This is a genomic window from Flavitalea plasmicola (assembly GCF_030546645.1).
Taxonomy (GTDB): domain Bacteria; phylum Bacteroidota; class Bacteroidia; order Chitinophagales; family Chitinophagaceae; genus Puia.
In genome coordinates this window covers 1-25,480 of sequence record NZ_JAUOTO010000011.1, presented here as the reverse complement: position 1 = coordinate 25,480, position 25,480 = coordinate 1, and the positions used below count along the sequence as shown (strand labels likewise).

Sequence of the window (25,480 nt, the reverse complement as noted above, 5' to 3'; positions counted from 1 at the left end):
GAATCCGCGCCTGTAAAATATATCATGTATACCTCCATCGTAAAAGACCAGGATCAGGCGCTCTGTCATCTCTTTTTCCATTGTTGTCTGGAAGACGATCGGTTCACCGAAGCCGAAATGGACAACCTGTCCGCCAAGCTGGTGACCCTGGGCCTGCAGCCTAAAGTGCATATCAAAGATGAACTGGTGAGCTATCGCTCCTACAAGCCTTCCATTGCGGACGAAAGGTCCTATCTCATCTATCTCATACAGCTGATAAAACCCGTGAATGAGCTGGCCCTCTACTCCTATTGCCTCGAGCTCTGCATCAGCGATCCCTCGCTGGATGCCAGGGAAGAATCACTCCTGGGCAAACTGGCCGACATACTGGAAATAGAGCCCGGTATTGCACAGATAATTGAAAAACTGATCGCCCAGCGCAGGGCGGTCGAGATCCAGAAAGTATTCTAACGGGAAGCAAAAGAGGGATTATTTTCCCCATCGTCCTGCCCGGTAGGCTGTCCAGCCCCTGGCATGATTTTACTGCTTCATCCTATTGTAACTGATTACTTCCACATTAAAACAATGGTTATGACAAACACAAAAGAAACCATCGAGGTGCTGAATGACCTTATCCAGATCAACAATGACAGAATTGCCGGCTATGAAAAAGCGATAAAAGAAACGAAGGATGAAGACGAGGACCTGAAGGTGCTGTATGCTTCAATGATCGCTGAAAGCCATAGAAATAAGATCGCCCTCGCTTCCGAGGTGCAGGCATTGGGTGCAGACGTCGAATCGGGAACCACCACCAGTGGCAAAATTTACCGGGCCTGGATGGATGTGAAGGCAGTGTTCGGCGGTCACGACAGGCATGCGATCCTGTCCAATTGCGAGGCAGGAGAAGATGCGGCCCAACGTGCTTACAGGACAGGGCTTGAAAATGAAAACCTCCCCGCATTCATCCGCGATCTGCTCATCCAGCAACAGCAAACATTAAGGGAATCGCATGACGAGATCAAAGCCCTGCGTGATCAATACGCCTAAGCCGAGCACAGCGAGGCTGCCCGTAACCGAGAAAAGCGAAGGGCCATCATTAGCGTACTAAACAAACCATTCTGGTCCGATCAGGACCAACTCCTAATTAAACCAGGCGCAGTCGTCATGACTGCGCTTTTATTTTTTGAGCAACGTCCTTGCCGCTATTGAGCGCCGCCTCTACCGTTGCCAGTGCCTGCCCCTCATACAACGCTTCTCCGGCAAAATAGATCGTATCTTCCAATGATTGACGCAGCCGTGCGCGGGCAGCCCCGCTTCCCACCGTCTCATAGCTATAACCGCCCCGGACATAAGGCGCCATCATCCAGTCATGGATGCTGTAAGTCCCCAGCTCTTGCTTCAAAAAAGCAACATCCACCTGGAACAAGACAGCCAACGATCGCAGGCAGGCCGATAAACGTCCCTCCGCATCCAACGCCTGGAAATTCCGCATAGCCGCAGCCGCGATCCATGCCGTCAGCAGATTGCTTTTTCCGGGAAACTGTGTCCACCAGGTGGGCACAGGCTCGTCACTGAGGATAAAGCCAATGCCTTTTTCTTTTTTCTCCCAAAAAGGAGACCTGAACTCCATCAGTACCTTAATGACCGATCCATACCCCATTTCGGCAGCCGCTTGCCGGTAAGCCGGGATCTCCGGTGTAAACCGCAACGCAAAAGGCAGCCCCGCCGCCAATTGCAAAATGCCCAGGGATACCGTGGAGATCAGCCGGTTCCCCGTGAACGTCCTGCCGGTAGCACATTGCACTGCCACCTTATCTTTTTGCCATTGGATCTCCTCCACGGGTGTGCTGTAATGAAACGTACAGCCACGGGCAAGGCATGCTCCTTCCAGGTAATGGACCAGCCGGCTGTAACCGCCCTCCACGCGGTATTCCTGTTCTCCTTCCTCCTGCCACTCCTTATACAACGCCAGTGTGCTGGCCCTTCGCAGATCCACCAGGTCGTATCCTTCGGCAAAGCCACGCACAGAGCTGCGGAGAAGGGCATAACGATCCCCTGCAAAATAAGTATCCAGAAAAGCTTCTATTGACACATCGTTCTGCAGACTGCCCATTCGCTCCATCAGTTCGGCCCAGTCCCCTGAAAAAAGATCCTGTTCTATCCACTCTCCCTTTCGCACACGTGTCATCTTCCCCTTTACAGGATGATAGGAAATACCCGCCATCTTCAACAATCCCAATGTGACAGGTAAAGAGCCGTGCACAAACTCCGCGCCGGCCTCCGCAGGAGCAGAAAAACCGCTATCGTGCAGGGTCAATATCCTCCCGCCGGGCCGGGCCGACGCTTCCACTATCGTGACTGAAAACCCGGCTCCGGATAACTCGTAAGCTGCCATTAATCCGGAGGCGCCGGCGCCGATGATAAGTATTGTATAACCCATGGTAAAAAAATATAAAATTACGGGACTGGCTGGCTACCTTTGCACTTTCTTATGAGCGCACCTAAAAAGAACCCGGCTTTCATTATTCTCATCCTGGGGGTTCTCTCTGCCATCGGACCTTTTTCCATCGACATGTATCTGCCGGGCTTCCCGGACATCGCCAAAGATCTGAAAACGACGGTGGCCGAAGTAGCGCTGTCGCTCTCCAGCTTTTTCATAGGCATTTCCGCGGGACAATTTCTCTATGGGCCCTTACTGGACCGCTTCGGCAGGAAAAAACCCCTGTATGCAGGAATTGCCCTCTACCTGGTGGCTTCGGCACTCTGCGCCATGGCCCGAACGGTAGAATTGCTCATCATCCTGCGCCTGTTCCAGGCATTGGGAGCCTGTGCATGCCTGGTAGCTTCCCGGGCACTGGTGCGGGACCTTTTCCCTGTGGATCAAAATGCCAGGGTATTTTCCCAGCTGATGCTGGTCATCGCAGTATCCCCTATCATCGCCCCCACTTTGGGTGGCTACCTCGCCGCTGGTCTGGGCTGGAAGTATATTTTCGTCGTCCTCACCATCATTGCCGCCTTTATTCTGACGGCCGTCCACTTTGCCCTGCCGGAAGGGCGGCCGCCTGACAAACAGATGTCATTAAAGCCCGGCCCCATCATATCCGGCTTTTTGAATGTGCTGAAAGAACCCCAGTTCTATACCTATGCATTTACAGGGGCCATCGCCTCGGCAGGCCTGTATGCCTATATCGCCGGGTCTCCAGCCGTTTTCATGGAACTGTTCAGGGTGACGGAAAGACAGTACGGATGGATCTTTGCCGTGGTTGCCCTGGGTCTCATCGGCTGCAGCCAGCTCAACAGCCTGTTGCTCAAGACCTACAAAAGCCAGCAGATCATAAGGGTAGCCCTCATCTGCCAGTCCCTGATAGCCGTCGCCCTGTTCACCGGCAGCTTCCTGGGCTGGTGGGGGCTGTTCAGCACCATCACCCTTTGTTTTCTCTTTCTCTGCTGCCAGGGTTGCGTTTTCCCCAATTCTTCAGCCCTCTCGCTGGCCCTTTTTGGCCGGAATGCGGGTACGGCATCAGCCCTGATGGGCGGGGTCCAGATGAGCATCGGCGCCCTTGCCTCGGCCATCGTGAGCTTTCTCAACAACCATACCGCCCTGCCAATGACAGGTGTCATGGCCTGCTGCCCCCTGATAGCACTGATGGTCCTCCTGACGGGCGATCGGAACATCCGCCGCCTGTCCTCGGCAGCCAACACCCTCAAAGGGCTGTCCATTACCCCGACAGGGCTGGAAAATCTTCAAAATGGGGACAACTAATTTTCCAGGATAGTATAGGGAAAATACGATTTTTAGTACTTTTGTAGTCACCCTCCTATCCCTGCGTAAAAAATTCACTATTCTTTAAGAAGGCCAGTCACTTTACAGCAAAAAAGAATTGATAATTTAAATTCTAAAGTCAGCCTTATGCAAATTCAATTCATCCGAAACATTCAGTTTACCAAACTGGTAAAAGCCGAAGGACGGCTCCGGGAATTCAATTTCCGTAAATCAAATGGCTTGCAGGAAGGATTGTTCACGGTGGATGTGAGCGATGACCGAGGCAACCGTATCGTATTGAAAATGGAGAAAGAAGATGGCGTGTGGAAGATCATCAAGCAACAGCTGCCTGCATGGATCTGGGAGAACGAAGCCGTTTTTCACACTTTGATAGAAGAAGAGCTTGCGTCGGCTGGGATCGTAAAATAAAACCAGCTGCCCTTTCCCCACTCGCTGTCGATACGGAATTTACCTCCATTTACTTCTGTGAACTCCCGGCATAACAACATGCCAAGGCCTGTGCCTTTCTCCCTGGCAGTGCCATAGGTCGTAATACTTTCCTTACGACGTATCATACCCAGGATGTCATCCTTTATACCAATGCCGGTATCAGCCACACATACCTCCACACTATCCCCGGATCGCCGGCCCGTAATAGAGATCGAATCTCCGCTACGGCAAAATTTAATAGCGTTGCTGATAAGGTTGCGCAGGACGACCTGGATCATATCCTTATCCGCATAAGCCGTCAGCGCCTCATCGATTCCATTCCTTAACAGAATGCCCTTCTCTCCTGACTGTTTCGCATACAAGGGTAGGATGTCATCCACCAGCTGATGCAGCGGAAGACAGACTGGCGCAACCGCCACGCCGCTCAGCTGGCTGCTGGCCCAGAAAAGCAGGTTGCCCACCAGCTCGGAGGAATAATCGACATTCCTGCGCAGCTCATCCAGCATGCTTTTTATTTCCGCATCGGAAAGCCTGTTCTCTTTCAAAAAGTCAAGAACCCCCTTCAAAGAGTTCAAAGGACCGCGAAGGTCATGGGCAATAATGGAGAATAGCTTGTCCTTTTGCCGATTGTTCAGTAAGAGCTGTACAGCCTGGTGCTCCATCGCCTCCTTCTGCAGCTCGATCTCCTTGTTTTTTTCGGATAGCGCCTTGTTGCTCTTCTTGCTGGCAGCCCTGCTCCGCTGCAGCAGCACGGCCACCATGATCAGGAAAAGAATGAAGATGATGGCTATAGATATCTGTAGCGTATGATTCCGGTCGATATGCCGTTGGATGAGCTCCTTTTTCGCAACCGCCTGCTGTATGGAATCCGCCTTTCTTTCATATTCATACCTGGTTTCCAGGGAGAACGACTGCTTGCGGATCTGCTCGCTGAAAAGGCTGTCGGAATAATCCTTATACAATTGGAAATAACGCAAGGCAGTAGCATACTCGCCCTTCGCCTGGTAGATCTCGGCCAGCACCTGCCCCAGGTCCATGATGTCCTTCTTCCTGTGAAGCCGGCGGGCGAGGTCAAGGCCCTGGAAAGCATAGCGCAGCGCACTTGAGTGATCTTTCAGGAGCAGGCTGGCGTGGGCAAGATGGTTAAAGGTCTCCGTCTGGCCCAACTTATCGTCCGTCCGCCGGTAATAGTCCATGGATCGAAGATGGCTTGCCATAGCTTCTTTATAGAGCCCCTTGGCCGCCAGCGCCCTTCCAAGATCGTTGTTGAAAGAGGCAAAGGCCAGCGAATCCTTGATCGCAACAGCCACCTCTATTGATTTTTGGGCATATTCCAGCGCCTTATCATATTGATGATGATGGTAGTTGACGTCGGAGAGATGAGAATAAACATACGCCAATTGCGTACTGTCCCCATTGTCGCGGTACACTGTGCTGTCATTATCCATTTGCCTCAGCGCCTCGTCGTATTCCCCCAGCTGCCGGTAAAAAAGTGCGATGTTCACGTTGACCTTCGCCACCTGTGCCGCGTTGCCGATGCTGTCGGCAATAAGCCGGGATCGCCGGTAGGCAGACAGCATCTCATGATAGCTGCCGATCATTTCATAAGTGTTCCCGATCATTCGCCAGCTCTCCGCCCTGCCCTTCCCGTAACCGGTGGAATCCGCATATTGTAAAGCCTTCTTACCAAAGAAAAAGGCGCTGTCCGCATTGACGCCGTAATAGCTGCGGGCCAGGAGATTGAGCGTGTTGACATAGGTAGTATCAGGGCCGTTGCGCTGAACAATGGGGCCGTCTTTCACCATCTCCCTCAACTTTTGCACTCCCGCCGACTGGGCAGTAACCGCCCCGGTCATTAACCATAAACAAGAACCCAACCAAACCAGTATACGGAGGCCGCTCATCTTCAACAGTGTATTTAGATTAAATTTTTTATATTCTAAAATATCCTCAGGTGAATCGCCGTTTAATAAGATAAATAATGCAGGCCTGCTTACGAACAAAATCGTAAGAACCTTCGTTATTCTTTTTAAGGATCATGGGAGCACGTTCTGAATGGGTCGTCCGCCAGTCGGAGGACAAGTGAGGAGCTGTAAAACTACAAAAAAAAGCCTAAAGTAGCTGATGCGCTCCGGAATATTCACATGCTGTTAATAAGTAAGACTAGGAAATTATACGGTAGGTTGGTTATATTTGGATACACAGGGCAGCATCAGAGGGCAACATGATCCCGGTAGGTAAAGTACCCATTCCGAACGGACGGGAGGGTCGTTGGACAGATAATTGATTCAGAACATTAAACGACTTGAATTTGACTGAGACTATCATCAACCTGGAAACCGTTAACCCCATTGAATTTTTCGGCGTAAACAACGGTAAGTTAGATATCCTGAAGAAAAAGTTCCCACTGTTAAAGATCCTGTCGCGAGGCACCCAGATCAAATTGAGCGGATCGCCCGAGCAAGTGGAAACAGCCAAAGAGAAAATCGACCTTCTGGTGCAATATTTGGAACGCAACGGACATGTCAGCGAGAACTATTTCGAGCAGATCCTCGGAGGCGACGATGCCGAGACAGTAGATCATTTTGTCGACAGGCATCCCAACGACATCCTGGTGTTTGGCCCGAATGGCAAAACAGTGCGCGCCCGCACGATCAACCAGAAAAGAATGGTGGCCGCCGCAGAGAAGAATGACGTGGTATTCGCCATAGGACCTGCCGGTACGGGTAAGACCTATACGGCCGTTGCACTGGCAGTAAGGGCCCTGAAGAACAAAATGGTCAAAAAGATCATCCTCACCCGCCCCGCGGTAGAAGCCGGCGAAAGCCTGGGTTTCCTCCCCGGCGACCTGAAGGAAAAGATCGACCCCTATCTTCGCCCCCTGTACGATGCGCTGGATGACATGATCCCCGCCGACAAACTGGGCTACTACATGAGCACAAGGACCATCGAGATAGCACCCCTCGCCTACATGCGGGGACGTACGCTGGACAACGCTTTCATCATCCTGGATGAGGCCCAGAACGCCACCGACCTGCAGATAAAAATGTTCCTCACCCGCATCGGCGCCAACGCAAAAGCCATCATCACCGGCGACCTCACGCAGATCGACCTGCCGAAAAATCAAAAAAGCGGGCTGGCAAAAGCCCTCTATATCCTGAAAGGCATCGACGGCATCTCCCATATAGAGCTGGACGAAGAAGACGTAGTCCGCCACCGACTGGTGAAAGCCATCATCAAGGCCTATGAAAAAGATAAAAAAGAAAATGAGGACAACACACGTCCTGAGAGATAAAGAAGCCCGTCTTTTCCATCTGAGTTGTTAAACTATCTGGCCCGTAGAATTTTCTACGGGCTTTTCTTATTTTTACACCATGATAAGAAAAATCTTTGTCCCCTCCCTGCTGCTGCTGGCAGCCTGCGGCGGCTCCCATTCCTATAAGAAAGCTGAAGACGCACAGGACGCCGGCCGCGAATTCATCCGCGCTTCCCTGGATGGTGATTATGAAAAAGCCAGTTTCTACCTTTATTCCGACTCCACCAATGAAATGCTCCTGGCCAAGTGGAAAAAAGATTACGATAAGCTCGGCCACGAAGAGCAGAAAAAATACAGGGATGCAGACATCCTGCCGATCAATATCCAGGCAGTCAACGATTCAATTACTTCCTACACCTACGCAAATACGTATAAGAAAGATACGACTACCATCCGGGTTGTCCGTGTCAAAGGAGATTGGCTGGTGGATCTGAAAGAGATCCTGAATGCAAAAAAATAACGGGCTACCCCCTCTTACTAAAGACCACCTTAGGTACATGCACCCGCTGTGCCCGATAGATGCCCGTGTCCCCGCTGAAATAATAAGCAGTGAAACAGGCTACGGCATAGTACAGCATATGGTCCGCCCCGAACAGCTCGACCCCCATCAGCGTACAGGCAATGGGGGTATTGGTAGCTCCCGCAAACACGGCGATAAAGCCCAGCCCCGCCATAAGATCCACGGGAGCACCGCTGATCATGGCAATGGTGTTCCCCAATGCGGCCCCGATGAAGAACAATGGCGTCACCTCTCCCCCTTTAAACCCTGTCCCCAGGGTAATAGCCGTAAACAACAGCTTCCACAGCCAGCTGAAACGGGTAGCGCCTCCCGCGGAGAAGCAGGAGACAAGGGTGACCGAATTACTGTACTTGCCGGCTACCCCCAAACTTAAATAATCCTCCGTCCCCAGCACATAGGTCAGCAAAATGATCAAAACGCCCCCGATGACCGGGATGATCCATGGACGGCGGATCCACTGGCTGCCGTATTTCCTGATGGCATGAGAGATTTGAACAAAACCATACGATGCCAGCCCGAACAAGCCGCCGGCAATGATCACCCTGATCAACAGGATAAAATCGAAATGAATGAAAGAATGGGCCTTATCCACAAAATGAATGGCATACTGTGTATGATGGATACCCCAGGCAGAACAGGTAATATCCGCCAGCACGCTTGCGATAAAGCATGGCATAAGCGCATCGTGGCGGATACGCCCCAGCGCCAACACTTCCAGCGCAAATATCGCCCCGGTCACCGGCGTTCCAAACACCGCTCCGAAGCCGGCGGCAATCCCTGTAGTCAGCAGTATCACCGTATCTTCCCTCGACAATCTTAATTTCCTGGCAAAAAAATGCGCGAGGCTGCCTCCCATCTGTACAGCCGTGCCTTCCCTCCCGGCAGATCCACCAAACAAATGGGTGATGAGGGTTGTCAGCAGCACCAGCGGAGCCATACGGGCAGGAACGCCTCCCCCTGGCTCATGGATCTCGTCCATGATCAGGTTGTTGCCGGCATCCGCATTTTTCCCCCAATATCTGTAAAGTGCATAGATCAACACACCCGCCAGTGGCAGCAGGAACAATAACCAGGGTTGAGCAAAACGCAGAAGAATAGCCCTGTCCAGCAGCCATAGGAACAAGGCCACCAGCGATCCGGCCGTCAAGGCCACCGGAATGACCAGCAGGGTCCAGCGAAACAAATAAGAAATAATGAAAGCAAGGTGCTCAAAAGTGAGTCTAAAACGTCGCATAGCTACAAATTAAATCTGTATTAACAATTTGTAGGCGTCATCAGCTCCAGCGATCCAATTAAGTCAGACCCGGGCGGTTAATAAGGTGGTACACCATCACCTGAGGGCGTAAAGGTAAGGGATTGTTTTGTCCTGCGGACGTTTTGCAGTAAATTTGCGATACCAATTTTTTAATCTATGATGACAGTCTCACATCCCTGGCATGGTGTTCCGGTTGGCGATAGTGCTCCCAGAGTGGTAAATGCGATCATCGAGATCCCACAGGGATCCCGCTGTAAGTACGAGATCGACAAGGAAAGCGGTCTGCTGAAATTAGACCGCGTGATCTACTCCTCTTTTTACTACCCCGTAAATTACGGCTTTATTCCTCAGACATACGGTGACGACAAGGATCCTCTGGACATCCTGGTGATCACTTCCCTCCCTGTGCAGGCGCTGTGCCTGATGGAAGCAAAAGTAATGGGTGTCATGCAAATGGTAGACAACGGAGATTCGGATGACAAGATCATCGCTGTCGCAGCCAAGGACCCCAGCGTCAATCATTATAATAACCTGGAAGAGCTGCCCAAGCATTTCTTCGAAGAGCTGCGGCATTTTTTCGAAGAATATAAAAAACTGGAAAACAAGACGGTGGTCGTGGAAGAGTTCCAGGATAAGACGGTTGCCCTCAAAGTCATCGAGGAAGCCGCTAAGCTTTATAAAGAGACTTTCAGGAAGTCGTAGCCGGTAGCAGCCGCTTGATGATCCGCAGATGATGCGTACGCTGGAAATTGTCTGACCTGACGATGCCCATGTTATCAATCTTGTCTATCCTTACTTTCACGGAAGCATGAATGATCTCATGAGCGCTCAAAAGAATACCTACATGCGTGATCTTCCCTTCCTCATTATCGAAAAATGCGAGGTCGCCGGTCTTCGTTTCTTCGAGAAAGCCTACCGCTTCGCCTTGCGTGGCCTGCTGATAAGCGTCACGCAGCAACGGAATATGGAGGAATTTAAAGATCGTTTGGGTAAAGCCGCTGCAGTCCACGCCAAACACCGACTTACCTCCCCAGAGGTAGGGCGTGTTTAAGAATTTATAGGTCAGCTGGCGTATGGACTTGGGGTCCCGCAGCGCCTGGGCAGGTTCCCAGGCCTTGCCTTTGAAATGGACCTGGTTCTTACGCCAATGAGCACGACCGCCCTTCATAGCCGTCAGATGCGCCCCCATGGGCACCATCATGGGATGCCCATTATATTCAAGATTGTTAACCCAGTCAGGCGTCAGGGCATTACCGCCTTTCTCAAATTCAGGTTCGTCTATCTCTGTCAGTTGGTCGGTCTGGCACCAGCCTTCATATCCATCATACGTACACCGTACCCGGCTCCAATTATCCTTCGCCTGCTCCAGTATTTCGCTACATTCGCCAAACACCTGCTGGCTGATCATTTCCGATCTATGAGAAGGCTCCGCTCGTAAGGGACTGACCGGGACACAACAAATTGCTCTGACCATGCCGGAAAATTATGAATTTTCTCCGAACCTGCATCTTAACAAATGAGAAATTACTTACTTTACTATTGTGAACCACGATCCTAATAACCATACCACCGACCAGGAACTATTGGACCGATATTACGCCGATGGCAACAATGACTGGCTGGGCATCTTATTGCCTCGCTATACCCTGCTGCTCTTCGGCGTTTGTATGAAATACCTGAAACAGGAAGAGGAAGCAAAAGATTGTGTCCAGCAGATCTTCGTAAAGATCATCATGGAGTTACCCAAATACCGGGTGACATTTTTTAAGTCCTGGATCTATACCATTGCCCGTAACCATTGTTTGATGAAGCTGCGGGACAGGCATGGACGCCAGGTAGAGCTTTCAGAGACGATGCTGGCGGATTGGGACGATGAACCCGGCAAAGGCCGTCACCTGGAAAAAGACCAGCTCCTGGAGCTGATGGGCCAGGCCCTGGAGGAATTGAATAAAGAACAAAAACAATGTGTAATTTTATTCTACCTGGACAAGAGATCCTACCAGGAGATCGCCGACATCACAGGCTTTACCCTTATGCAGGTGAAAAGTCATATACAGAATGGAAAGAGGAACCTGAAGCTGCTAATAGAGCGAAAAACAACTAAATCATGAAGGACGATCTGTTGAAAATATTATCCGGTCACAACAAGGACATCGATCACCAGCATCTGATGGACTACCTGCAGGGCAAACTTTCCCCGGACGAAAGTCATGAAGTGGAAAAACTGATGGCGGACAATGAGCTGTTCAACGACGCCGTGGAAGGCCTGCAAAGCATCCGGGATAAAAGGGATATACAGACGTATGTCGAACAGCTGAACAGGGGCATCCAGAAAAGCCTGACCAAAAAAAGACAACGGCGGGAAAAAAGGAAGCTGAAGGAAGGCCCCTGGGGATATGTAGCCATCATCGTGATCATCATGTTGTGTATTGCCGCGTATTATGTTGTAAAAAAAGCCCTGTTATCACACTAGCCATGACTAAAAAAATATTCGCCTTCTCCATCCTGACCTGTTTAGCGCAATTAATTTTTGGACAAAAGATCAGCTACAACGTATCATTCCCCCATCTCGCTCACCACGAAGCACAGATCTCCCTGACCGTTAGCGGTATCCCCATCCGTAGCACGATCTTCCGCATGAGCCGCAGCTCTCCCGGCAGGTATGCCACCCACGAGTTCGGTAAGAATATCTACGACATCAAAGCCTTCGATCAGCAGGGGACGCCCCTGACGATCCATCGGATGGACGGGGATGTCTACGAAGTACCCCGGCACAGCGGTTATATCCGGGTGCAGTATACGCTGTATGCAGATTACCCGGACGGCACTTATGCGGGAATAGACCCCGACGGTGTTCACCTCAACATGCCTGCTGCTTTCCTATGGATAAAAGGCATGGACAACAGCCCCATCAATATCCATTTTTCCGTCCCGGACAGCCTGCATTGGACCATCGCTACACAGCTGCAGCCCACCAAAGATCCCTGGACCTTCAACGCGAGGAACTTTCAATACTTTATGGACTGCCCGACAAAGATCGGCAGCCTGCATTACAAAAAATGGACGGTGAAGAACCCCGACGGCAGATCCTATGAATTCCGCATCGCCCTGGACGGCAACGGAGAAGACAGCGTCTTCACTCCCTTCAGCGGAAAAGTGCAGAAGATCGTGCAGCAGGCCCAGGCCGTATTCGGAGAGACTCCGGCCTACGATTATGGAACGTACACCTTCCTGGCCAGCATCAACCCCTATGTCCAGGGGGACGGCATGGAGCACCGCAATTCCACGATGATCAGCATACCGGCAGCTTTTCACGGAGAAGATTGGCTATTGGGCGTCTTTGCCCACGAATTCTTCCACTGCTGGAATGTCAAAAGAATAAGGCCCAAATCCCTCGAACCATTCAATTTTGAGAAAAGCAATATGAGCGCCGAACTCTGGTTTGCCGAAGGCTTTACCCAATACTATGGTGATCTGCTGGTACTGCGATCCGGGATAGGCGCCGATACGGGATATGTAAAAAGCACGGCGGCAGGCCTTATCAGGTCCCGCATCAATACGCCCGGCGCGCGGTTATACTCCCCTATTGACGCCAGCCGTATGGCCGTGTTCGTCGATGCAGGTGTTTCCGTGGACAAGACCAATTATCCCAATATCTATACCTCCTATTACCCATACGGTGGCGCCATCGCCCTGGCGCTGGACCTGGAGCTGAGAGAACGCTTCCACAAGACCCTCGACGATGTGATGGCCGCCGCATGGAAAAAATTCGGGAAACCGGAAATACCCTACACCGTAGCCGGTCTGGAGGACGTGCTGGCTGCCGTCACAGGCGATGAGCTATTCGCCAGGGAATATTTTCAAAAATACATTTATGGACACGAGCCGGTGGATTATTCTCCCCTTTTGGCGCCCGCCGGCTTCCTGGTCAAAAAAGAGGGAGAAGGAAAGGCTTACATCGGCAATCCCAGGTTCCAGGAAAAGGAAGGGCTGACCCTCACCAGCAATACGCTACGGGGAACTCCCCTGTACGATGCGGGGCTCGACATCGATGATAAGCTGACCGCCCTGGATGGTCAACCCATCACTACAGTGGCCGACCTGACTGGAATATTGGACCGCTCCCATCCCGGCGCCACCGTCAGCGTCCGTTATATCCACCACGGAGTTGAAAAGACAGGCACCCTGGTCCTTGCGGAAAGCCCCTCCTGGAAGATCGTCACTTATGAACAGGAAGGCAGGTCCCTAACACCCGCCATTTTACAATTCCGCAAAAGCTGGTTAGGAGGAAAAATAATATGAGTATCAGGCAAGCCAGGCCAGACGATTGGAAAAGTATCGGCGCCCTGCTGGATCAGTTGGAATATCCCGGATCGGAACGTTTTCTGGAGAGCAAGATCAGCCAGATGATCGAAGATCCGGGGGAAAGGCTGCTTGTCTTTGAGGAAAAAGGCGAGATCCTGGGGTTCATTTCCCTGCATTTTATCCCACAGATCGCCCTGGAAGGGGATTTTGCCCGCATCAGCTATTTCGCCGTGGAAAGACGAGCCCGGGGCGGAGGCATCGGACGCCGGATGGAAGAGCATTGCACCCGCCTCGCAATGGAAAAAGGCTGCCAGCTGATAGAAGTGCATTGCCATACCCGACGATCCCAGGCACACAGCTTCTATTTTCGGCAGGGATATGAAGAGTCCCCTAAATACCTGATAAAGAGACTCAGGTAGAGGGCATAATAATTGCTGCCGTAATAATGGACCATCAAATCTATTGTTATGGCCACATTAAGGAGCATACATCAGTGGAGCATCGCCCACCACCCCCGATGGCTTATTTTCCCCCGGATAATACTGGGTGGCCTGCTTTGTATAAAAGGTATTGCCTTTATGAGTAATGCCACATTAGTGGAAAACCTTCTTTCTGGCTATTGGGCAGGGGATACACATGCATTGGAGATCATCATCAGCTGGGCAAATATGCTGGGCGGTTTTCTGATCATCATCGGGCTGCAAACCCGGATCATGTGTCTGATCCAGCTGCCGATATTAATTGGAGCCGTCGTCTTTATCAACGCGCAGAAAGGGGGCTTTGTACCACAGTCGGAATTGGGACTGGCCATACTGGCGCTGCTCCTGACGATCCTGTTCCTGATCGAAGGCAGCGGCCCGCTATCTTTGGACGCCTATTTTTCGCACAATAAGGATCGGGATTCGCAAGGAAGAAATTTGCCATAGAAGAAGAGGGTGCCCTGCCGACCTGGCGCGGCCCGCACCTGTTGCAGACCTGCAGTCTGGCGCAGACCCGCAGCTTGAGAGCAGGCCCCCGACGACCTGCAGCAGCAGGATAGGCTTGATTAGGTGGACTTTGGTCCACGAGCCTGTACCGGATCACCGGCACAGGCTTATTTTTTACTGATATTGAATATAGATAGGGCTGGGCTTCTGCTTCAGCACCTCCGGAGGAGTCAGCATACGGCTCTTCGGTTTACGTATATCGTTCTTGTAGAACAATTTGAAGCCCGTGAATTGAACAGGTTCATTACTGACATAAGACTTATAGCTGTCGTATTTCAGCGTAGGCTCTCCCCAGCCGTCCATATCGACGACCAGCTGCACTTCCGGCCGCTTTTGTATATTCTTGTAATTGGTGATCATAGGACGGGTGAAACGATGAACCACCAGGATCTTGGGAGGCAGGTTGTTGGCCTTTACCAATCCGGCCAGATAGTTCGAGACAAAATTCACGTCCGTTGCATCCATCGTGCCAATGACAGTGCCTGGCTTCTTACCCGTCTTCATGGAAAATTCAGGGTCGATCCCCAGGTGAACATGGGGCATTTTCAGATATTTCTCCAACTGGGGAATTTCCGCCTGAACATTGCTGAAACCCACCTGCACATCCAGGAAAACGAGGGCATTGATGCGCTCGGCGATATGCAGGATAGAATCTATTTGCTTAAAAGGCATCCGCAACCGGTATTTTCCATCCTTTCCGGGACTGCCCTGGGCTGTCACCGCAATATAATGGAGGGCGGGAATCACCGGGGTGGCCGGGTCGGCCTCCTGCCATTTCTTCAGCTCAACTTTCAGCCTTTTCAGCATTTCATCAGGGGGGTATTCTCCTAAAATACCCATATTCTTGGAGTAAAGATTACCATAGTATGCCACGATCCGCTTGAAAGGGAGGATCGCCCCCGCATTCGGATAGACCGCACGCACAGGCCAGCGGCCCGAGGAATCCCCGTTTGCCAGAAAAGCGATCTTCTTATTATATAAAGCAGTGTCCACGGGTGTCATGGGAATAACAGCGGGACCCGAAGAATCCTTGGGAGCCTGCACTTTCACCGTAGCCGCCGAATCCCCCTTCCCTGAAGCCTGCGATTGGCCGCTGTTACAGGCGCTTACCAGGATCGCCAGGCTGCAAAAGGCTGGCAGACCGGCAGATCTGACAGATGGAGAAGATAAAATGTGGTTGATTTTCCGGGCGATCGTTTGAAGAGACGGCTGATAGCGCATGTGTTAGCAAATAGTAGTTTAAATAAGTATGCAAAGGTAATTCATAACGAAGGCCTTTGAATTTTATTTTCTAACAAAATCATAAAAATGTGAACAAACCTTAACAAACCTTGAAAACTATTAGTCCACTAATTTTGTAGACTAATTAAATTGAACTATTTTGCCGCATGCTTTTACTCCTGCTGATAAGAATTATATATGAGTTACGTGGCCGAGCGGCAAGGCGGAGGTCCGCATGACCTTTTACGAGGGTTCGAATCCTTCCGTAACTGCCAGGGCAGGGACTGATCCCGCCATTTTTTTATAGCAACAATGGTTAGACCTTAGCCGGGTGGTGTATCTACACCGCCCTTTTTATTGCTTCACGGGCATAGGCTCTCTCGGGTGCAATATTTTCACCGGTATGGGCTCTACCATGACCTTCGTCACCAAACAAGGCATATTATCCGGCCGCAAGATTCGAATCGAATCATCATGCGGCACCACCCGCACCGGAGCGATCACCGGTCTGCCACCCGGTAGCGGCATAAACAAGGGAGCGGGCCGCACAAACCCCGGCGCCACCAGTACCGGGTCAGACTTCAACACCAGCGGAGGCAGCTGCGTCCTGCCGCTTTTGACTTGTCCAAAAACAAAAACGTTGCAGGTAAGCCCCGCTACCAGCAACGTCATGGTTAAAGATCTATTCATAAAACCTGGTTTTCCCGACAGGATGCCGATACCAGGAACATTACATAAGACCTATCGCATCTTTTTATACGTATTGATCAGCCCATTGGTCGAGCTGTCGTGGCTCCTCACATCTTCCCCACCCTGCAGCTCGGGCAGGATCTTGCCCGCCAGCTGCTTGCCCAGCTCCACACCCCACTGATCGAAAGTATAGATATTCCATATTACCCCCTGCACGAAGATCTTATGCTCGTACAATGCGATCAGCTCGCCCAGACTAAAAGGGGTAATCTCTTTCACCAGGAAAGAATTGGTGGGCCGGTTGCCGCTGAACATTTTGTAGGGTATCAACGCTGCCGGCACCTTTTCTGCCTCCAGCTCAGCCCCGGTCTTGCCATTCATCAATGCCTGAGTCTGGGCAAAAAAGTTGGAAAGGAGCTTCATGTGGTGGTCGCCAATGGGATTATGACTGATAGCAGGTGCGATAAAATCACAGGGAATCAATGGCTTACCCTGGTGGATCAGCTGGTAAAAAGCATGCTGACCATTGGTCCCCGGCTCTCCCCATACTACGGGACCAGTGGCCCATTCTACAGGTATACCATTACGATCCACGCTCTTCCCATTGCTCTCCATATTCCCCTGCTGGAAATAAGCGGCAAACCGGTGCATATACTGGTCATAAGGAAGGATGGCTTCCGTCTGCGACCCGAAGAAATTGGTATACCAAAGTCCGATCAGCGCCATCGTCACCGGAATATTCTTTTCAAAAGGAGTGTTGCGGAAATGCAGGTCAGCTGCATGAGCTCCCTTTAGAAGCATCTCGAAATGCTCAAATCCCACCGTCAGCGCGATGGAAAGACCAATGGCGCTCCACAGGGAGTAGCGTCCGCCTACCCAATCCCAGAATTCGAACATATTGGCCTTATCGATGCCGAACTTTACCACCTCTTTCTCATTGGTCGACAAAGCCACGAAATGCTTGGCTACCTGTGCCTCGTCCTTCGCGGACTGCAGGAACCAGCTGCGAGCCGTGTGGGCGTTGGTCATCGTCTCCTGCGTAGTAAAGGTCTTGGAAGCAATGAGGAACAGCACCTCTTCCGGGCTTACTTTCTTCAGGGTTTCGGCAATATGCGTACCATCCACATTGGAAACAAAATAGGTCTGTATCCCCGCTACCCAATATGGTCTCAACGCTTCAGTCACCATCACAGGCCCAAGGTCGCTGCCGCCAATGCCGATATTGACGATATATTTGATCTTTTTGCCTGTGTATCCTTTCCATTCCCCGCTGTGTATCCGGGCGCAGAAAGCTTTTATTTGCGCCAGCACCCGCAGGACATCGGGCATGACGTCCTTACCCTCGCTGTACACTGGCTCTCCGGAAAAATTGCGCAGCGCCGTATGCAGTACGCTGCGCCCCTCGGTCTCGTTGATCTTTTCACCCGTGAACATGGCCTCGATGGCCTCTTTCACCTTGGATTCCGCCGCCAGCTGACGCAGCAGGCCAAGTGTCTTATCCGTAACGATATTCTTGGAAAAGTCGAAAAGGATATCATCCAGCTGAAGAGAGTATTTTGCAAAACGATCAGGGTCTTCCTTGAAAAGGGATCGCATATGAAGGTGTTTCATCACCTCTGTCTGGTAGTGCTGTTGTAACTGCTGCCATGCTGCTGTGCCGTTAGGTGCTACTTTCGGAAACATAATATAAGCTTTTGAGGTTATAAATTTACAGACTCCCGATGATATTGATCACCTGATCTGTCATTTGCGGCGAAATATCAAGGTGGGTGACAAATCGCAACTGGTTGGCGGAGATGGCGATCGCGAGAATACCCGCTTCCTTCAGCTGAGCTGCGATGGTCCTGGCGCAATAAGGCTCGTCCACTTCGAAAAGGATAATATTGGTTTCCACTGGCAGAACGCGATTGACAAAGCTCTTTTTCGCCAGGGCCTCCCCTATAAGAGACGCGTGGGCGTGGTCTTCGGACAGCCGCTCCACATGGTGCTCCAGGGCATAGATGCCGGCGGCGGCCATAAAACCAGCCTGGCGCATCCCGCCCCCCAATACTTTTCGTATCCGCCGGGCTTGCCGGATAAAGGCTGCCGGCCCCATGAGAATGCTGCCGATGGGGCATCCCAACCCCTTGTTGAGGCATACGGATATACTGTCGAAAAGCCGGCCATAGTCAGCCGGGGCTTGTTTGCTGGCTACCAGGGCATTGAATAACCTGGCCCCGTCGAGATGTAGCTTGAGGTGGTTGTCCGCGCACACCTGCCTGATCTTCTTTACTTCTTCCAGGTCATAGCAGCTCCCGCCTCCCCGATTGGAAGTATTTTCCAGGCAGACCAGGGAAGTACGGGCCTTATGCACATCATCCGGATTGATCACCGCCGACACCTGCGCCGCCGCGATGCGTCCACGGTCGCCTTCCACAGCCCGCACTTGCGAGCCGGAATTGAAGGCTATACCGCCCCCCTCATATATATATACATGTGCATTTTTCTCGCATATCACCTCGTCGCCGGGTTGCGTGTGACATTTAATGGCTATCTGATTGGACATCGTGCCGGTGGGACAATAAAGGGCCGCCTCCATTCCAAAGAGCCGGGCTGCCTTCGCCTCCAGCTGGTTGATCGATGGATCCTCTCCAAAAACATCATCCCCCACGCTGGCCTGCATCATCGCCTGCAGCATGGCGGGTGTAGGACGCGTAACGGTGTCCGAACGAAGATCTATAGTCATAGTCTTGTGTAGTGCTTTGTAAAGGCTGCAAATTACACAAAAAAACGTCCAATGGTCGGACAGCCGTTATACCTAAACCTGACACATAAAAAAAAGCCGCCCACCAATGGTGGCCGGCCACGTCTTCCGGCGATGGGCCCAATGACCGATCTGCCTAGGACAATGCAGTTTCCTTTATGTGATTGCCTTTAACTTTAGCTGCCTTGATCAATTCCAGCACACGCTCACGTACATCCTCTTTCAGGCCCTGTGTCTCTTTTTCAAAGATTTCTTTTAGCTCGTCCAGCTCATCCGCGGTGACCCCTCTCAGATGCCGGAGCTTTCTCTTCAGGTTCTCAGCTGTATCCGCAATGCGTTGGCGGGTTTCTGCTCCTTCAGCGGGGGCAGTCAAAACACCGATGGCTACGCCGGCAACCAATCCGGCCAAAGCCCCTACAATTACTTTTTGCGCACTCATGACTATAAGATTTAAAATGAAAGAATGGTAATCAATATGGATTATAATTTTCAATAACCCTGCCAGAAAATTCCCAAAGGGAGCTATAGAAATGTTAAGACATCCATTTGTGTAATTTTCTCCCCAATACTACCTGCCGTAGTACCTTTTTACCATCCAATAATACGGCTCGAACAGATGGTGCTGGAACACCCTCCCCGGTATATCCGGAAATTTTTGGTAATAGATGGAGTCGGGCTGCAGCACGATCGGCACACCCGCCCGCTGATAGTTATACCCATTGGAATACACCGGCGCCTTCAACTGCGGCAATGTCTTCTTCGCCTGCCTGTACATTACATTCCCCAGCACGTTCCTGAAATTTCTCTGCGCCTTGCGGGTGGATCTCCTGAGCCTGTTATATTTTCCTTTTAGATACCAGCGGACGAGAAAAGGTTGTTTTTTCAACGCCAGGTCGACATGCATAAATGGGTTCGTCTTATTGAAATCGGCTACCGTCTGTATGGAAAAAGGGCTTTCCGGCACCCAATCGGCAGCGTTTACCACATTAAAACCCCACCCGTTGCGGGTGATGAAATCGAAATCATAAGCATAGTAAAGATTGCCCGGTTTGGGACCGGCGCTGCAGTATGTCTTAAATACAATGTCCGAAGGCAGCTGCTCTTTTTCCACCAGGTAATGAAGATAACTGCTGGTAAGAAAAGCAATGGCCCCGCCCTGGCTATGGCCGCTGATGATAAAATCATGGATGCCTTTTTCATAAGCTTTCCGGATCTGCTGCACCATACTGGGCGCCAGAAAACCCAGGCTCACCAGCCATCCGACATGGACCATGGCTTTTTCGTCAGCCGCCAGCTGATAGGCAAAGACATTGCTGTCGCTGAGCTGAAGCACCCCATTGGCAGGGACCAGGGCCGCGTAAAAATTTGCCAGCCAGCTGGCTGCATCGGCAATGGTGCCGCGGATACTGATGACAGCGACCTTACGGTCGCGACGATACCACATGGACCAGCGATTTTTAAATCCGGCCTCGGCGCTGCGATATTGCCGGATATAGCCTTCAGGCGGATTTACCCTGAACCCGCTGTCGCTGGCAGGAAGGGAAGAGAGAGAATCCTGGCCGGTAAAATCTATCCTGAGCATCGCCAGGTATTCGGAAGGGTCAAAGCCGGCCTGCAGGACGGATTGCCCCCTCACGGTGAGGCTTGCAGCCGGCAGCAACATCAGTATCGCTCCATACAAAATGTTTCGCATCATCGGATAAGACATGCTTAAAGTTAACGCTTTCCCCGCCGGAAAACTTAAGCCGTTTTTTCGTAACTTTGCGGCCTATGACACAAGAACAGATCAAAAGTATGAGAGACCGTGTGGTGGTTTTGAGGAGGTTTCTTTGACGTGGAGAGCCGCACATACAAGATAACCGAGGAAAGGCAGCTATCTCTGAGCCCAGGCTTCTGGGACGACAACAAGCGCGCGACAGAAATTCTTAAGAACATCAAGCTGAACGAATATTGGGTAAAGCTATACGATTCCGTACAGACGGCCGTAGAGGACTTTGCCGTATTATTCGACTTCTGGAAAGCGGGGGAAGCCACGGAGGAAGAGACCCGCGAAGCATATGAAAAAGCCCTCCGTCAGATAGAGGAAGCCGAGTTCAAGAGTACGCTTAACCAGCCCGAGGACGAGCTGCCGGCAGTGATGCAGATCAACTCAGGAGCCGGCGGCACCGAAAGCCAGGACTGGGCGGAGATGCTGTTGCGGATGTACCGCATGTACGGGGAAAAGCAGGGCTGGCACCTCACGGAGCTGGACCTGCAGGACGGGGAAGGCGCCGGCATCAAGAGCGCTACCATCCAGTTCGACGGTCCTTTCGCCTATGGGTTCCTGAAAGCGGAAAGCGGGGTTCACCGCCTGGTGAGGATCTCTCCTTTCGACAGCAATGCCCGGCGCCATACTTCCTTTGCCTCCATCTTCGTATACCCGCTGGTGGATGACAGCATCGAGATCGAGGTCAGCCCTGCGGACCTGGAATGGGAGTTCTATCGCAGTGGCGGTAAGGGTGGTCAGAACGTGAACAAGGTGGAGACGGCCGTACGGCTGAAACATATTCCCAGCGGCATCATCGTAGAGTGCCAGCAGGCGCGCACCCAGGGAGAGAACAGGGAAAAAGCCCTGAAAATGCTGAAAAGCCGGCTGTACGAAGAAGAGCTGCGTCGACGGGAAGAGCTGAAGAATGCCACCAACTCCACCAAGAAGAAGATCGAGTGGGGCTCCCAGATCCGCAGCTACGTATTCCACCCCTACAAGATGATAAAGGACCACCGGACGGATTATGAGGTGGGCAATGTGCAGCCTGTGATGGACGGGGAGCTGGACGGCTTTATCAAAGCTTACCTGATGAGCGAAAAGGAAAGCGCCTGATCCAACGTGACGCATTCATAAAATATACTTATACTACGCAAATGAATCTAGGTTATTTCAATTACCCTGCGCCTGTCAATGAACCCGTACTCGGCTATGGTCCGGGCAGCAAGGAAAAAGAAGTGCTGAAACAAACCTTACAGGAATTAAAAAAGACAACGCACGATGTCCCCATGTACATCGGCGGTCAGGAAGTAAGGACAGGAAAGAAGGTAACGATGCATCCCCCCCATGAGATCGCCCATACATTAGGTTTCTTCCATGCAGGAGATGAAAGCCATGTGCAGCAGGCCATCGACGCGGCACTGCAGGCCAAAGCCGCATGGGCCGCCGTCAGTTGGGAGAACAGGGCCGCTATCTTCTTAAAGGCAGCAGACCTCATCGCCACGAAATACCGGAGCTACATGAATGGCACCACGATGCTGGGCCAAAGCAAGAATGCCTACCAGGCGGAGATCGACAGCGCCTGCGAGATCATCGACTTCCTCCGTTGGAACGTCCATTTCCTCAGCGAGATTTACCGGCAGCAGCCCATCAGCAGCCCGGGCGTTCATAACAGGCTGGAGTATCGCCCTCTGGAAGGCTTTGTCCTGGCGATCACCCCCTTCAACTTCACCGCCATCGGGGGCAACCTGCCCACCTCCGCCGCTATGTGCGGTAACACCGTGGTCTGGAAGCCGGCGAATACGCAGGTTTTCTCCGCGCAGATGTTCATGCGCATCCTGAAGGAAGCTGGCCTGCCCGACGGCGTCATCAACCTTATTTATGTCGACGGACCGGCCCTGGGGAAGGTCTGCTTCAGCCATCCGGACTTCGCAGGCATCCATTTTACAGGTTCCACAGGCGTCTTCAACGCCATCTGGAAAACCATCGGTGAGAATATCAGCAGATACCGCTCGTATCCCCGTATCGTCGGCGAGACAGGGGGCAAGGACTTCGTGCTGGCGCATGAAAGCGCCGACCCGGATGTGCTGGCGACAGCCCTGCTCCGGGGCGCCTTCGAATTCCAGGGACAGAAATGCTCCGCCGCCTCCCGTGCCTATATCCCGGAAAATCTCGCAGCCGCCGTCAAAGCGAAGCTCATCGAAGGGATCAATAGCTTTAAGATGGGCACCGTGGAGAACTTTTCCAACTTCATCAACGCCGTCATCGACGAAAAAAGCTTCGATAAGATCCAGTCCTACATTGATAAAGCAAAGAACGACCCGAAAGCCGTGATCTGGGCCGGCGGCAAATGCGACAAGTCAAAAGGATACTTCATCGAGCCTACCGTCATCGAAGCCAAAGACCCGAAATTCGTAACGATGTGTGAAGAGATCTTCGGACCCGTGCTAACGGTGTATGTATACAAACCTTCCGAATTCGAACAGGTGCTGGACCTCGTGAACACTACCTCCCCCTATGCGCTGACAGGCTCCATCATCTCGAAGGACAGAAATGCCGTTGAGCTGGCGACAGACAGGCTGCGACAGGCCGCAGGTAACTTTTACATCAACGATAAGCCCACCGGCGCCGTGGTCGGACAACAACCTTTTGGAGGAGCCAGGGCTTCCGGTACGAATGACAAGGCAGGATCTATTCTCAATCTATATCGCTGGCTCAGTGCCCGGACCATCAAAGAGACATTTGTACCACCCACCGATTATAGATATCCGTTCCTTTCGCAGGAGTAAATACGCACTGCACCAGGGGACATCTACGCACCCTCAAAAGTGTAACTACGCATATATTTTATATTTTATTTATTGCCGGAAGTCAATTTCCGGCAATTTTTTTAGCCTGTTCGTCCTTTTTTTCTAGTGCAGACGGCATTACATATTACATGCTGACATATTTATATCACAATGATAATCATATCATATTAAAAGTCATTTCGCATATTTTTAGTATTACACAATAAAAAAATACTCTTTTCGTGGTATTGCTCATTACAAATCAGCACATTAGATTTGCGACAGTTTTAAACCAAACACCTAAATTCTCTATTATGAAAAAACTCGCGTTAGTACTAACCGTTTTCACTGCATCAATTTTTGGAGTAAATGCTCAAGTTCAATTTGGCGTTAAAGCCGGCGCTAACTTTGCCAACATCACTGGCGGCGGAGGAAAAACCCTCGTTAGCTTTAATGCAGGCGCCCTGGTAAAATTACCGCTGGCAGATGCGTTGAGCTTGCAACCTGAGGTTGTCTATTCCGGACAGGGGGCAAAGACCACCATCAGCGGTACGGATTACAAGCAAACCCTCAATTACCTCAACATTCCCGTACTGGTGAAGTATACGATCCCTGCGGGCGTATTCTTCGAGACGGGCCCCCAGATCGGCTTCCTGATGAGCGCGAAAGCTAAGGCAGGCGACCAGAGCGAAAGCAACAAGGATGCCTTCAAATCCACGGATTTCGCATGGGCATTTGGCGCGGGTTATGTGATCCCCGATGTTAACCTTGGTGTTGACGTGCGTTATAACCTCGGCGTTACCAAGATCGCCGACGGCAGTGACAGCAAGAACACCTGTTTCCAGGTAGGCTTATTCTACATGTTCGGTGAGAGCAGCAAAAAGTAGTTTTTTTTAGTGTTTTGAAGAATGTTTGTATAGTTTGTAAAGAGACCGGCGATGCCGGTCTCTTCTTTTTGCCTATTTTTATTAAAAATATCTTTGTTTGAAGACGATCCTGAACGAGCAGCAACTGGCTATCACCATACAGCGTTTGACCCACCAGGTGCTGGAAAACCACCTGAACCTTGAGAACACCGTGCTCATCGGCATTCAACCCCGCGGCATCTATTTTTCCGATCGTATCGTAGCGCAGCTAAAACAGCAGGTGCCCGGCGCAGCGATCCGTTATGGCAGGCTGGACATCACCTTCTACCGGGATGATGTGCGCAAGGGGCTTCACGAGCTGAACAAGACCGACATTCCCTTTTCCATCGAAGATAAAAATGTCATCCTCATCGACGATGTCCTCTACACAGGCAGAACGATCCGTGCCGCCCTGGACGCCCTGCTGGATTTCGGCAGGCCTGCCAAGGTGGAGCTTTGCATCCTGATCGACCGGCGCTTTAGCCGCCAATTGCCCATACAAGCGGATTATACGGGTAAATCCATCGACTCCATCATCACCCAGAAGGTAAAAGTTTTCTGGAAGGAAAAAGACGGAAAAGAGGAAGTGGCGCTGCTGGAGTAGCCTCAAGCTGCAAGTGGGCTGGAATAGCCTCAAGCTGCAAGCTTCAAGCTACAAGCGGGCTGGAATAGCCTCAAGCTGCAAGCTGCAAGCTACAAGCGGGCTGGAATAGCCTCAAGCTGCAAGCTGCTAGCTACAAGTGGGCTGGAATAGCCTCAAGCTGCAAGCTTCAAGCTACAAGCGGGCTGGAATAGCCTCAAGCTGCAAGCTGCA

At 51.5% G+C, this 25,480-nt stretch carries 26 protein-coding genes, 1 tRNA gene and 1 riboswitch; of the genes, 17 read left to right on the top strand and 10 right to left on the bottom strand.

What is annotated here, in order from left to right; genetic code table 11:
- Positions 1-24: 24 nt before the first annotated feature.
- The gene (locus Q4E93_RS32115; RefSeq protein WP_303592049.1) at positions 25-450 is read left to right on the top strand and encodes a hypothetical protein; all 426 of its coding nucleotides are present in this window, start codon (positions 25-27) and stop codon (positions 448-450) included.
- Positions 451-570: 120 nt separating this feature from the next.
- Complete coding sequence (locus tag Q4E93_RS32110) at positions 571-1,026, top strand: PA2169 family four-helix-bundle protein (protein WP_303592048.1); 456 nt, start codon at positions 571-573, stop codon at positions 1,024-1,026.
- Between the two features lie 115 nt (positions 1,027-1,141).
- Here Q4E93_RS32110 and Q4E93_RS32105 read toward each other — a convergent pair whose 3' ends face one another.
- On the bottom strand, positions 1,142-2,419 hold the full coding sequence (locus Q4E93_RS32105) for a flavin monoamine oxidase family protein (RefSeq protein WP_303592047.1): 1,278 nt from the start codon (positions 2,417-2,419) through the stop codon (positions 1,142-1,144).
- 51 nt (positions 2,420-2,470) lie between these two features.
- Here Q4E93_RS32105 and Q4E93_RS32100 point away from each other — a divergent pair, with 51 nt between their 5' ends.
- Positions 2,471-3,742, top strand: a complete 1,272-nt coding sequence (locus tag Q4E93_RS32100; RefSeq protein WP_303592046.1) for a multidrug effflux MFS transporter — start codon at positions 2,471-2,473, stop codon at positions 3,740-3,742.
- Between the two features lie 147 nt (positions 3,743-3,889).
- A complete protein-coding gene (locus Q4E93_RS32095) occupies positions 3,890-4,171 on the top strand; it encodes a hypothetical protein (protein ID WP_303592045.1) in 282 nt (93 codons plus the stop codon).
- Here the strand turns inward: Q4E93_RS32095 and Q4E93_RS32090 are convergent.
- Positions 4,123-6,015, bottom strand: coding sequence for a tetratricopeptide repeat-containing sensor histidine kinase (locus Q4E93_RS32090; protein ID WP_303592044.1), 1,893 nt, complete (start codon positions 6,013-6,015; stop codon positions 4,123-4,125). The genes Q4E93_RS32095 and Q4E93_RS32090 overlap by 49 nt on opposite strands.
- A gap of 488 nt (positions 6,016-6,503) precedes the next feature.
- On the opposite strand from Q4E93_RS32090, the gene Q4E93_RS32085 reads away from it, so the two are divergent.
- Positions 6,504-7,487 carry a PhoH family protein gene (locus tag Q4E93_RS32085; RefSeq protein ID WP_303592043.1) on the top strand — a complete coding sequence of 328 codons (984 nt, stop codon included), beginning with the start codon at positions 6,504-6,506 and terminating at the stop codon, positions 7,485-7,487.
- 79 nt (positions 7,488-7,566) lie between these two features.
- A complete protein-coding gene (locus Q4E93_RS32080; protein ID WP_303592042.1) occupies positions 7,567-7,968 on the top strand; it encodes a hypothetical protein in 402 nt (133 codons plus the stop codon).
- A 4-nt stretch (positions 7,969-7,972) separates the two neighbouring features.
- Here Q4E93_RS32080 and Q4E93_RS32075 read toward each other — a convergent pair whose 3' ends face one another.
- Positions 7,973-9,262 carry a voltage-gated chloride channel family protein gene (locus Q4E93_RS32075; protein WP_303592041.1) on the bottom strand — a complete coding sequence of 430 codons (1,290 nt, stop codon included), beginning with the start codon at positions 9,260-9,262 and terminating at the stop codon, positions 7,973-7,975.
- A 24-nt stretch (positions 9,263-9,286) separates the two neighbouring features.
- Positions 9,287-9,372: riboswitch (Fluoride riboswitch) on the bottom strand.
- Positions 9,373-9,439: 67 nt separating this feature from the next.
- On the opposite strand from Q4E93_RS32075, the gene Q4E93_RS32070 reads away from it, so the two are divergent.
- Positions 9,440-9,985, top strand: coding sequence for an inorganic diphosphatase (locus tag Q4E93_RS32070; RefSeq protein WP_303592040.1), 546 nt, complete (start codon positions 9,440-9,442; stop codon positions 9,983-9,985).
- On the opposite strand, the gene Q4E93_RS32065 is transcribed toward Q4E93_RS32070, so the two are convergent.
- Positions 9,972-10,757, bottom strand: a complete 786-nt coding sequence (locus tag Q4E93_RS32065) for a C40 family peptidase (RefSeq protein ID WP_303592039.1) — start codon at positions 10,755-10,757, stop codon at positions 9,972-9,974. The two genes, Q4E93_RS32070 and Q4E93_RS32065, sit on opposite strands and share 14 nt — an antisense overlap.
- Before the next feature lie 67 nt (positions 10,758-10,824).
- Between Q4E93_RS32065 and Q4E93_RS32060 the strand changes: the two genes are divergently transcribed.
- The 5 genes from Q4E93_RS32060 to Q4E93_RS32040 are packed head-to-tail and all read left to right on the top strand — an operon-like array spanning position 10,825 to position 14,514.
- Complete coding sequence (locus tag Q4E93_RS32060; RefSeq protein WP_303592038.1) at positions 10,825-11,394, top strand: RNA polymerase sigma factor; 570 nt, start codon at positions 10,825-10,827, stop codon at positions 11,392-11,394.
- Positions 11,391-11,756, top strand: coding sequence for a hypothetical protein (locus tag Q4E93_RS32055; RefSeq protein ID WP_303592037.1), 366 nt, complete (start codon positions 11,391-11,393; stop codon positions 11,754-11,756). Before Q4E93_RS32060 ends, Q4E93_RS32055 begins: the two co-directional genes overlap by 4 nt.
- Positions 11,757-11,758: 2 nt before the next feature.
- On the top strand, positions 11,759-13,585 hold the full coding sequence (locus Q4E93_RS32050; RefSeq protein ID WP_303592036.1) for a M61 family metallopeptidase: 1,827 nt from the start codon (positions 11,759-11,761) through the stop codon (positions 13,583-13,585).
- The gene (locus Q4E93_RS32045) at positions 13,582-14,007 is read left to right on the top strand and encodes a GNAT family N-acetyltransferase (RefSeq protein ID WP_303592035.1); all 426 of its coding nucleotides are present in this window, start codon (positions 13,582-13,584) and stop codon (positions 14,005-14,007) included. The genes Q4E93_RS32050 and Q4E93_RS32045 overlap by 4 nt, the downstream gene beginning before the upstream one ends.
- A gap of 48 nt (positions 14,008-14,055) precedes the next feature.
- Positions 14,056-14,514: a TQO small subunit DoxD gene (locus tag Q4E93_RS32040; protein ID WP_303592034.1), complete on the top strand. Its 459-nt coding sequence runs from the start codon at positions 14,056-14,058 to the stop codon at positions 14,512-14,514.
- Between the two features lie 174 nt (positions 14,515-14,688).
- On the opposite strand, the gene Q4E93_RS32035 is transcribed toward Q4E93_RS32040, so the two are convergent.
- Positions 14,689-15,795: a hypothetical protein gene (locus Q4E93_RS32035; RefSeq protein ID WP_303592033.1), complete on the bottom strand. Its 1,107-nt coding sequence runs from the start codon at positions 15,793-15,795 to the stop codon at positions 14,689-14,691.
- Between the two features lie 201 nt (positions 15,796-15,996).
- Here Q4E93_RS32035 and Q4E93_RS32030 point away from each other — a divergent pair.
- Positions 15,997-16,070: transfer RNA gene (locus tag Q4E93_RS32030), tRNA-Cys, on the top strand.
- Positions 16,071-16,149: 79 nt separating this feature from the next.
- On the opposite strand, the gene Q4E93_RS32025 is transcribed toward Q4E93_RS32030, so the two are convergent.
- The 5 genes from Q4E93_RS32025 to Q4E93_RS32005 all read right to left on the bottom strand — a co-directional run bounded on the left by Q4E93_RS32025 (position 16,150) and on the right by Q4E93_RS32005 (position 20,936).
- Positions 16,150-16,485, bottom strand: coding sequence for a hypothetical protein (locus Q4E93_RS32025; RefSeq protein WP_303592032.1), 336 nt, complete (start codon positions 16,483-16,485; stop codon positions 16,150-16,152).
- Positions 16,486-16,536: 51 nt separating this feature from the next.
- Complete coding sequence (gene pgi, locus Q4E93_RS32020; RefSeq protein WP_303592031.1) at positions 16,537-18,168, bottom strand: glucose-6-phosphate isomerase; 1,632 nt, start codon at positions 18,166-18,168, stop codon at positions 16,537-16,539.
- 25 nt (positions 18,169-18,193) lie between these two features.
- Positions 18,194-19,210 (bottom strand): low-specificity L-threonine aldolase, encoded by a 1,017-nt coding sequence (gene ltaE, locus Q4E93_RS32015; protein WP_303592030.1) that lies wholly within the window; start codon positions 19,208-19,210, stop codon positions 18,194-18,196.
- 154 nt (positions 19,211-19,364) lie between these two features.
- Entirely contained in the window at positions 19,365-19,667 is a 303-nt protein-coding gene (locus tag Q4E93_RS32010) for a YtxH domain-containing protein (RefSeq protein WP_303592029.1), read from the bottom strand.
- A 129-nt stretch (positions 19,668-19,796) separates the two neighbouring features.
- Positions 19,797-20,936, bottom strand: coding sequence for a lipase family protein (locus Q4E93_RS32005; protein ID WP_303592028.1), 1,140 nt, complete (start codon positions 20,934-20,936; stop codon positions 19,797-19,799).
- A 62-nt stretch (positions 20,937-20,998) separates the two neighbouring features.
- On the opposite strand from Q4E93_RS32005, the gene prfB reads away from it, so the two are divergent.
- The 4 genes from prfB (at position 20,999) to pyrR (ending at position 25,270) form a co-directional block, all read left to right on the top strand.
- Positions 20,999-22,088, top strand: a protein-coding gene (prfB, locus tag Q4E93_RS32000; protein WP_303592027.1) for a peptide chain release factor 2 whose coding sequence is annotated in 2 segments (ribosomal slippage) — positions 20,999-21,058 and positions 21,060-22,088 — 1,089 coding nt in all. Because the reading frame shifts where the segments join, the coding sequence is not laid out codon by codon here.
- Positions 22,089-22,129: 41 nt separating this feature from the next.
- Positions 22,130-23,761 (top strand): L-glutamate gamma-semialdehyde dehydrogenase, encoded by a 1,632-nt coding sequence (gene pruA / locus Q4E93_RS31995; protein ID WP_303592026.1) that lies wholly within the window; start codon positions 22,130-22,132, stop codon positions 23,759-23,761.
- Between the two features lie 314 nt (positions 23,762-24,075).
- Entirely contained in the window at positions 24,076-24,648 is a 573-nt protein-coding gene (locus Q4E93_RS31990; protein WP_303592025.1) for a porin family protein, read from the top strand.
- A gap of 97 nt (positions 24,649-24,745) precedes the next feature.
- Complete coding sequence (gene pyrR, locus Q4E93_RS31985) at positions 24,746-25,270, top strand: bifunctional pyr operon transcriptional regulator/uracil phosphoribosyltransferase PyrR (protein ID WP_303592024.1); 525 nt, start codon at positions 24,746-24,748, stop codon at positions 25,268-25,270.
- Positions 25,271-25,480: the final 210 nt, after the last annotated feature.

Excerpts from the sequence above, each read along its gene's own strand:
- Q4E93_RS31990 (WP_303592025.1), top strand. The coding sequence starts at position 24,076 with ATGAAAAAACTCGCGTTAGTACTAACCGTTTTCACTGCATCAATTTTT.
- ltaE (WP_303592030.1), bottom strand. The coding sequence starts at position 19,210 with ATGACTATAGATCTTCGTTCGGACACCGTTACGCGTCCTACACCCGCC.
- Q4E93_RS32100 (WP_303592046.1), top strand. The coding sequence starts at position 2,471 with ATGAGCGCACCTAAAAAGAACCCGGCTTTCATTATTCTCATCCTGGGG.
- Q4E93_RS32105 (WP_303592047.1), bottom strand. The coding sequence starts at position 2,419 with ATGGGTTATACAATACTTATCATCGGCGCCGGCGCCTCCGGATTAATG.
- Q4E93_RS32010 (WP_303592029.1), bottom strand. The coding sequence starts at position 19,667 with ATGAGTGCGCAAAAAGTAATTGTAGGGGCTTTGGCCGGATTGGTTGCC.
- Q4E93_RS32110 (WP_303592048.1), top strand. The coding sequence starts at position 571 with ATGACAAACACAAAAGAAACCATCGAGGTGCTGAATGACCTTATCCAG.
- Q4E93_RS32075 (WP_303592041.1), bottom strand. The coding sequence starts at position 9,262 with ATGCGACGTTTTAGACTCACTTTTGAGCACCTTGCTTTCATTATTTCT.
- Q4E93_RS32080 (WP_303592042.1), top strand. The coding sequence starts at position 7,567 with ATGATAAGAAAAATCTTTGTCCCCTCCCTGCTGCTGCTGGCAGCCTGC.
- Q4E93_RS32025 (WP_303592032.1), bottom strand. The coding sequence starts at position 16,485 with ATGAATAGATCTTTAACCATGACGTTGCTGGTAGCGGGGCTTACCTGC.
- Q4E93_RS32005 (WP_303592028.1), bottom strand. The coding sequence starts at position 20,936 with ATGTCTTATCCGATGATGCGAAACATTTTGTATGGAGCGATACTGATG.
- Q4E93_RS32095 (WP_303592045.1), top strand. The coding sequence starts at position 3,890 with ATGCAAATTCAATTCATCCGAAACATTCAGTTTACCAAACTGGTAAAA.
- Q4E93_RS32035 (WP_303592033.1), bottom strand. The coding sequence starts at position 15,795 with ATGCGCTATCAGCCGTCTCTTCAAACGATCGCCCGGAAAATCAACCAC.
- pgi (WP_303592031.1), bottom strand. The coding sequence starts at position 18,168 with ATGTTTCCGAAAGTAGCACCTAACGGCACAGCAGCATGGCAGCAGTTA.
- Q4E93_RS32050 (WP_303592036.1), top strand. The coding sequence starts at position 11,759 with ATGACTAAAAAAATATTCGCCTTCTCCATCCTGACCTGTTTAGCGCAA.
- Q4E93_RS32040 (WP_303592034.1), top strand. The coding sequence starts at position 14,056 with ATGGCCACATTAAGGAGCATACATCAGTGGAGCATCGCCCACCACCCC.
- pruA (WP_303592026.1), top strand. The coding sequence starts at position 22,130 with ATGAATCTAGGTTATTTCAATTACCCTGCGCCTGTCAATGAACCCGTA.
- Q4E93_RS32055 (WP_303592037.1), top strand. The coding sequence starts at position 11,391 with ATGAAGGACGATCTGTTGAAAATATTATCCGGTCACAACAAGGACATC.
- Q4E93_RS32045 (WP_303592035.1), top strand. The coding sequence starts at position 13,582 with ATGAGTATCAGGCAAGCCAGGCCAGACGATTGGAAAAGTATCGGCGCC.
- Q4E93_RS32065 (WP_303592039.1), bottom strand. The coding sequence starts at position 10,757 with ATGGTCAGAGCAATTTGTTGTGTCCCGGTCAGTCCCTTACGAGCGGAG.
- Q4E93_RS32115 (WP_303592049.1), top strand. The coding sequence starts at position 25 with ATGTATACCTCCATCGTAAAAGACCAGGATCAGGCGCTCTGTCATCTC.
- Q4E93_RS32070 (WP_303592040.1), top strand. The coding sequence starts at position 9,440 with ATGATGACAGTCTCACATCCCTGGCATGGTGTTCCGGTTGGCGATAGT.